Annotated in this window: 5 protein-coding genes; 2 read left to right on the top strand and 3 right to left on the bottom strand. The window is 71.0% G+C overall.

Annotated elements, in window-relative coordinates; all coding sequences use genetic code 11:
* Positions 1-124 precede the first annotated feature (124 nt).
* Genes tyrS through AC07DW_RS07900 form a run of 3 tightly spaced genes read right to left on the bottom strand, consistent with a single transcriptional unit; the run spans position 125 to position 4399 of the window.
* Positions 125-1393, bottom strand: coding sequence for a tyrosine--tRNA ligase (tyrS, locus tag AC07DW_RS07910; RefSeq protein WP_478856757.1), 1269 nt, complete (start codon positions 1391-1393; stop codon positions 125-127).
* 52 nt (positions 1394-1445) lie between these two features.
* The gene (locus tag AC07DW_RS07905; RefSeq protein WP_478856756.1) at positions 1446-2837 is read right to left on the bottom strand and encodes a metallopeptidase TldD-related protein; all 1392 of its coding nucleotides are present in this window, start codon (positions 2835-2837) and stop codon (positions 1446-1448) included.
* Entirely contained in the window at positions 2834-4399 is a 1566-nt protein-coding gene (locus AC07DW_RS07900; protein ID WP_478856755.1) for a TldD/PmbA family protein, read from the bottom strand. Before AC07DW_RS07900 ends, AC07DW_RS07905 begins: the two co-directional genes overlap by 4 nt.
* 159 nt (positions 4400-4558) lie before the next feature.
* Between AC07DW_RS07900 and fabG the strand changes: the two genes are divergently transcribed.
* Positions 4559-5275, top strand: a complete 717-nt coding sequence (gene fabG, locus AC07DW_RS07895) for a 3-oxoacyl-[acyl-carrier-protein] reductase (RefSeq protein ID WP_478856754.1) — start codon at positions 4559-4561, stop codon at positions 5273-5275.
* Between the two features lie 4 nt (positions 5276-5279).
* Entirely contained in the window at positions 5280-6047 is a 768-nt protein-coding gene (gene fabI, locus AC07DW_RS07890) for an enoyl-ACP reductase FabI (protein ID WP_478856753.1), read from the top strand.
* The last annotated feature ends 106 nt before the right edge of the window (positions 6048-6153 follow it).

Raw genomic sequence — 6153 nt, 5'->3', positions numbered from 1 at the left:
TATGCCCTTTTTTCGGTTTGGTAATGCAGAGCGAGATGCTGCTCCCTCACTTACCTCTTCGTTTCTCGCCCGGGGGGGCAGCCCCCCTTCCCCCCCCCACCCCGTGAGGCTGACGCGGGGCGCGTCAGCCCGCGGCGACCTCGATCGCCGCCAGGTTCTTCTTGCCGCGCCGCAGCACCAGCCAGCGCCCGTGCAGCAGCTCGTCGGCGGTGACCACGGCGTCCTCGGCGGTCACCTTGACGTTGTTCACGTACGCGCCGCCCTCCTTGATCGTGCGGCGGGCCGCCGACTTGCTCGGCGCCAGGCCCACCTCCGCGAAGAGGTCGGTCACCGCGCCGGGCTCGGCCACCCGGGCGTGCGGCAGCTCCGCGAGCGCCGCGGCCAGCGTCGCCTCGTCCAGCTCCGCCAGCTCGCCCTGCCCGAACAGCGCCTTCGAGGCCGCGATCACCGCCGCGCACTGTCCGGCGCCGTGCACCAGCGTCGTCAGCTCCTCCGCGAGCGCGCGCTGGGCCGTTCGGGCCTGCGGACGCTCCTCCGTGACCCTCTCCAGCTCCTCCAGCTCCGCACGACTCTTGAAGCTGAGGATGCGCATGTAGGTGGAGATGTCCCGGTCGTCCACGTTCAGCCAGAACTGGTAGAACGCGTACGGCGTGGTCATCTCCGGGTCCAGCCAGACGGCCCCGCCCTCGGTCTTGCCGAACTTGGTGCCGTCGGACTTGGTCATCAACGGCGTGGCCAGCGCGTGCACCCGGGCGTCCGGCTCCAGCCGGTGGATCAGGTCCAGGCCCGCCGTGAGGTTGCCCCACTGGTCGCTGCCGCCCTGCTGGAGCACACAGCCGTAGCGCCGGTACAGCTCCAGGAAGTCCATGCCCTGGAGCAGCTGGTAGCTGAACTCGGTGTAACTGATGCCTTCCTGTGACTCCAGCCGCCGGGCGACCGAGTCCTTCGTGAGCATCTTGTTGACCCGGAAGTGCTTGCCGATGTCCCGCAGGAACTCGATCGCGGTCAGGCCCGCGGTCCAGTCCAGGTTGTTGACCATGATCGCGGCGTTCTCGCCCTCGAAGGACAGGAACGGCTCGATCTGCGAGCGCAGCCGCGACACCCACTGCGCGACGGTCGCCGGGTCGTTCAGGGTGCGCTCCGCGGTCGGCCGCGGATCGCCGATCTGCCCGGTCGCGCCGCCCACCAGCGCCAGCGGCCGGTGCCCGGCCTGCTGGAGCCGGCGCACGGTGAGCACCTGAACCAGGTGCCCGACGTGCAGACTGGCGGCGGTGGGGTCGAAGCCGCAATAGAACGTGACCGGACCGTCCGCGAGAGCCTTGCGCAGAGCGTCTTCGTCGGTGGACTGGGCGAACAGCCCGCGCCACTTCAGCTCGTCGACGATGTCCGTCACGGTGCCGTGTCTCCTTGAACGAGGTAACGATGTGCCCGCCAGTCTATGGGGGTCACACGCCCTGGCTGACCGAACTCATGTTGAAGTCCGGCACCCGCACCGGCGGCATCGCGGCCCGGGTGAACCAGTCGCTCCACTCGCGCGGCAGCGTCCGCTCCGTCCGGCCGGCCTCCGTGGCCCGCGACAGCAGGTCCACCGGTGACTCGTTGAACCGGAAGTTGTTCACCTCGCCCACCACCTCGCCGTTCTCCACCAGGTACACACCGTCCCTGGTCAGCCCGGTCAGCAGCAGCGTCGCCGGGTCGACCTCGCGGATGTACCACAGGCAGGTCAGCAGCAGCCCGCGCTCGGTGGCGGCGACCATCTCCTCCAGCGACCGCTCGCCACCGCCGTCCAGGACCAGGTTCCCGACCCCCGGCGTGACCGGCAGCCCGGTCAGCCCGGCACTGTGCCGCGTGGTCACCAGGTGCTCCAGCCGGCCGTCCCGCACCCACTCGGTCGGCGAGAGCGGCAGCCCGTTGTCGAAGACCGACGAGTCGTCGCCCGACGCGTGCGCGATCACGAACGGCGCCGACTCCAGCCCCGGCTCGTTCGGGTCGCTGCGCAGCGTCAGCGGCAGCGGCGTGAGCGTCTCACCGATCCGGGTGCCGCCGCCAGGCTTGGAGAAGACGGTGCGGCCCTCGGCGGCGTCCCGGGCGGCCGACGACCACAGCTGGTAGATCAGCAGGTCCGCCACGGCGGTGGGCGGCAGCAGCGTCTCGTACCGCCCGGCGGGCAGCTCGACGCGGCGCCCGGCCCAGCCCAGGCGCTGCGCCAGCTCCGCGTCCAGCGCGGTCGGGTCGACGTCCTTGAAGTCCCGCGTCGAGTGCCCCGTCCACGCCGAGCGCGTCCGGTCCGGCGACTTGGCGTTCAGCTCCAGCGTCCCCGACGGCTGGTCGTGGCGCAGCCGCAGCCCCGTCGACGTGCCCAGGTACGTCGAGGTCAGCTCGTGGTTCGCGAACCCGTACAGCTCCCGGCCGCCCGCGCGGGCCCGGGCGAACGCCTCGCCCAGCGCGGGCGCGAAGTCCGCGAACACGGCCGACGACGTCTCGGCGGGCGCGTCCGTGAAGTCGGGCGACGCCTCCCCGCCGGTCACCAGCGGCTGGGCGTCCTCCGCCGGGCCGGCACCGCGCGCGGCGGCCTCGGCCGCCCGTACCAGCGGCTCCAGCTCCGCGGCGGTGACCGCCGACCGGGACACCACGCCGGACGCGGTGCCCTCCGCCCCGTCGACGGTGGCGATGACGGTGAGGGTCCGGCCGCGCGTCACGCCGTTGGTCGTCAGGGCGTTGCCCGCCCAGCGCAGGTTGGCGGACGAGTGCTCGTCCGCGATCACGACACAGCCGTCGGCGCGGGACAGCTCCAGCGCCCGCTCGACGATCTCGTACGGCTTCGCCACGGGGCTCATCGGCCACCCTCCTGCGCGGTGTTAAGGATGTTGACGCCCCGGAACAGGGCCGAGGGGCAGCCGTGCGAGACCGCCGCGACCTGACCCGGCTGGGCCTTGCCGCAGTTGAAGGCGCCGCCCAGGACGTAGGTCTGCGGGCCGCCGACCTTCTCCATGGAGCCCCAGAAGTCCGTCGTCGTCGCCTGGTACGCGACGTCGCGGAGCTGACCGGTCAGCCGCCCGTTCTCGATGCGGAAGAACCGCTGCCCGGTGAACTGGAAGTTGTACCGCTGCATGTCGATCGACCAGGACCGGTCACCGACGACGTAGATGCCGCGCTCCACACCGCCGATCAGGTCCTCCGTGGACAGCCCGCCCGGATCCGGCTGGAGGGACACGTTCGCCATGCGCTGCACCGGCACGTGCGCCGGCGAGTCCGCGTACGCGCAGCCGTTGGACCGGCCCAGGCCCGTCAGCCTCGCGATCCGCCGGTCCAGCTGGTAGCCGACCAGGGTGCCGTCCTTCACCAGGTCCCAGCTCTGCGCCTCGACGCCCTCGTCGTCGTACCCGATCGTGGCCAGCCCGTGCTCGGCGGTCCGGTCACCGGTCACGTTCATGATCGGCGAGCCGTAGACCAGCTTCCCCAGCTGGTCGAAGGTGGCGAACGACGTCCCCGCGTACGCCGCCTCGTAACCGAGCGCCCGGTCCAGCTCCGTGGCGTGCCCGATCGACTCGTGGATCGTCAGCCACAGGTTCGACGGGTCGACGACCAGGTCGTAGGTCCCCGCCTCCACGCTGGGCGCCCGCATCTTCTCGGCCAGCAGCTCGGGAATCCGCTCCAGCTCGGAGTCCCAGTCCCAGCCGGTGCCCGTCAGGTACTCCCAGCCGCGCCCGGCCGGCGGCGCGATCGTCCGCATCGAGTCGAACTCACCGGTCGTCCCGTCCACCGCGACCGCCGTGAGCTGCGGATGCAGCCGCACGCGCTGCTGCGTGGTGACCGTCCCGGCGGTGTCCGCGTAGAACTTGTTCTCGTGGACGGTCAGCAGGGAGGCGTCCACGTGCGCCACACCGTCCGCGCGCAGCAGCCGCGCGCTCCACTCCGCCAGCAGCCCGCTCTTCTCGGCGTCCGGCACGGTGAAGGGATCGATCTCGTACGAGGACACCCAGGTCCGGTCCGCGTGCACCGGCTCGTCCGCCAGCTCCACCCTCCCCACCTCCGCCCCCGCCGCGGCGATCACGCGCGCCGACAGCTTCGCCATGGCCACGGCCTGGGAGGCCACCTTGGCGGCCGCGTCCATGGTGAGGTCCACCCCGGAAGCGAACCCCCAGGCCCCGCCGTGCACCACCCGGACCGCGTATCCGAGGTCGGTGGTGTCCGACGACCCGGCGGGCTTGGCGTCCCGCAGCCGCCACGAGGCGCTGCGCACGCGCTCGAAACGGAAGTCGGCGTGGTCGGCGCCGAGGGCCCTGGCCCGCGCGAGCGCCGCGTCGGCGAGCGCCCGCAGCGGCAGTGCCGTGAAGGCTTCGTCGATGGAATGAGGCACGAATGTCTCCTGTCGTGTGAGACGGGTCGCCCCGATCATGTCGCGGCGCACCGTCCCGTGCCCAGTGCTTTCCGCGGCCCCTTTCTGTAGGGACCCGACAGTGACACCCGTACGCCACTGTCAGGGGTCGATTCTCCGTAGCGGGGGCCGGACCGATAGGTTTCCGAGGTACCACACCGCTACGGAAAGGGTGATCCGTTGAGCCGCTCGGTTCTCGTCACCGGAGGTAACCGGGGCATCGGCCTCGCCATCGCCCGCGCTTTCGCCGATGCCGGCGACAAGGTCGCGATCACGTACCGCTCCGGCGACCCGGCAGAGCTCGCCGAGGAGGGCTTCCTCGCCGTCCGGTGCGACATCACCGACGCCGAGCAGGTGGAGCAGGCCTACAAGGAGATCGAGGAGAAGCACGGTCCGGTGGAGGTGCTGGTGGCCAACGCCGGTGTCACCAAGGACCAGTTGCTGATGCGGATGTCCGAGGAGGACTTCACGTCCGTCCTCGACACCAATCTCACCGGCACCTTCCGCGTCGTCAAGCGCGCCAACCGCGGCATGCTGCGCGCCAAGAAGGGGCGGGTCGTCCTGATCTCCTCCGTGGTCGGCCTGCTGGGCTCGGCGGGTCAGGCCAACTACGCCGCCTCCAAGGCCGGGCTGGTCGGCTTCGCCCGATCCCTCGCCCGCGAGCTCGGTTCGCGCAACATCACGTTCAATGTCGTCGCGCCCGGTTTCGTCGACACCGACATGACCAAGGTGCTGACCGAGGAGCAGCGGGCGGGCATCGTCGCCCAGGTGCCGCTCGGCCGCTACGCGCAGCCCGGCGAGATCGCCGCCGCGGTGCGGTTCCTCGCGTCCGACGACGCCTCGTACATCACTGGAGCCGTCATCCCGGTTGACGGCGGATTGGGCATGGGTCACTGATCACATGAGCGGAATCCTCGACGGCAAGCGCATCCTCATCACGGGGGTGCTGATGGAGTCCTCCATCGCCTTCCACGCCGCCAAGGTGGCCCAGGAGCAGGGCGCCGAAATCATCCTGACCGCTTTCCCTCGGCCCACGCTGACCGAGCGCATCGCCAGGAAGCTCCCCAAGCCGGCCAAGGTCATCGAGCTCGACGTCACCAACGACGAGCACCTGGCCCGCCTCGAGGGCCTGGTCCGCGAGGAGCTCGGCGGCCTCGACGGCGTCGTCCACTCCATCGGCTTCGCCCCGCAGGACGCGCTCGGCGGCAACTTCCTCAACACGCCGTTCGAGTCGGTGGCGACCGCGATGCACGTCTCGGCGTTCTCGCTGAAGTCCCTGACGATGGCCTGCCTGCCGCTGATGGGCAATGGCGGCTCGGTCGTCGGCCTGACCTTCGACGCGCAGTTCGCGTGGCCGCAGTACGACTGGATGGGCCCGGCCAAGGCCGCGCTGGAGGCCACCAGCCGCTACCTGGCGCGCGACCTCGGCAAGCAGAACGTGCGCTGCAACCTGATCTCCGCGGGCCCGCTCGGCTCGATGGCCGCCAAGTCCATCCCGGGCTTCACCGATCTGGCGAAGGTGTGGGACGAGCGTTCCCCGCTCGAGTGGGACATGGGCGACCCGGAGCCGGCCGGCCGCGGCATCGTCGCGCTGCTGTCGGACTTCTTCCCCAAGACCACCGGCGAGATCGTCCACGTCGACGGCGGCGTGCACATCATGGGGGCCTGAGCCCATCCGCGCCCGAAGGCCGCGCACCGCTCCGGGGGAGCGGTGCGCGGCCTTCGTCCGTCACACCTCGAATACGCGGCGCAGCGCTCCCGAGTCGTAGAGTCAC

The organism is Streptomyces sp. NPDC045701 (genome assembly GCF_056432045.1).
The sequence above is the reverse complement of the archived record's forward strand: the minus strand, read 5'-3'. Positions and strand labels throughout refer to the sequence as shown.

What these genes read in the sequence shown, in the direction of transcription:
- AC07DW_RS07905 (WP_478856756.1), bottom strand. Translation starts at nt 2,837, where the DNA reads ATGAGCCCCGTGGCGAAGCCGTACGAGATCGTCGAGCGGGCGCTGGAG.
- AC07DW_RS07900 (WP_478856755.1), bottom strand. Translation starts at nt 4,399, where the DNA reads ATGATCGGGGCGACCCGTCTCACACGACAGGAGACATTCGTGCCTCAT.
- fabI (WP_478856753.1), top strand. Translation starts at nt 5,280, where the DNA reads ATGAGCGGAATCCTCGACGGCAAGCGCATCCTCATCACGGGGGTGCTG.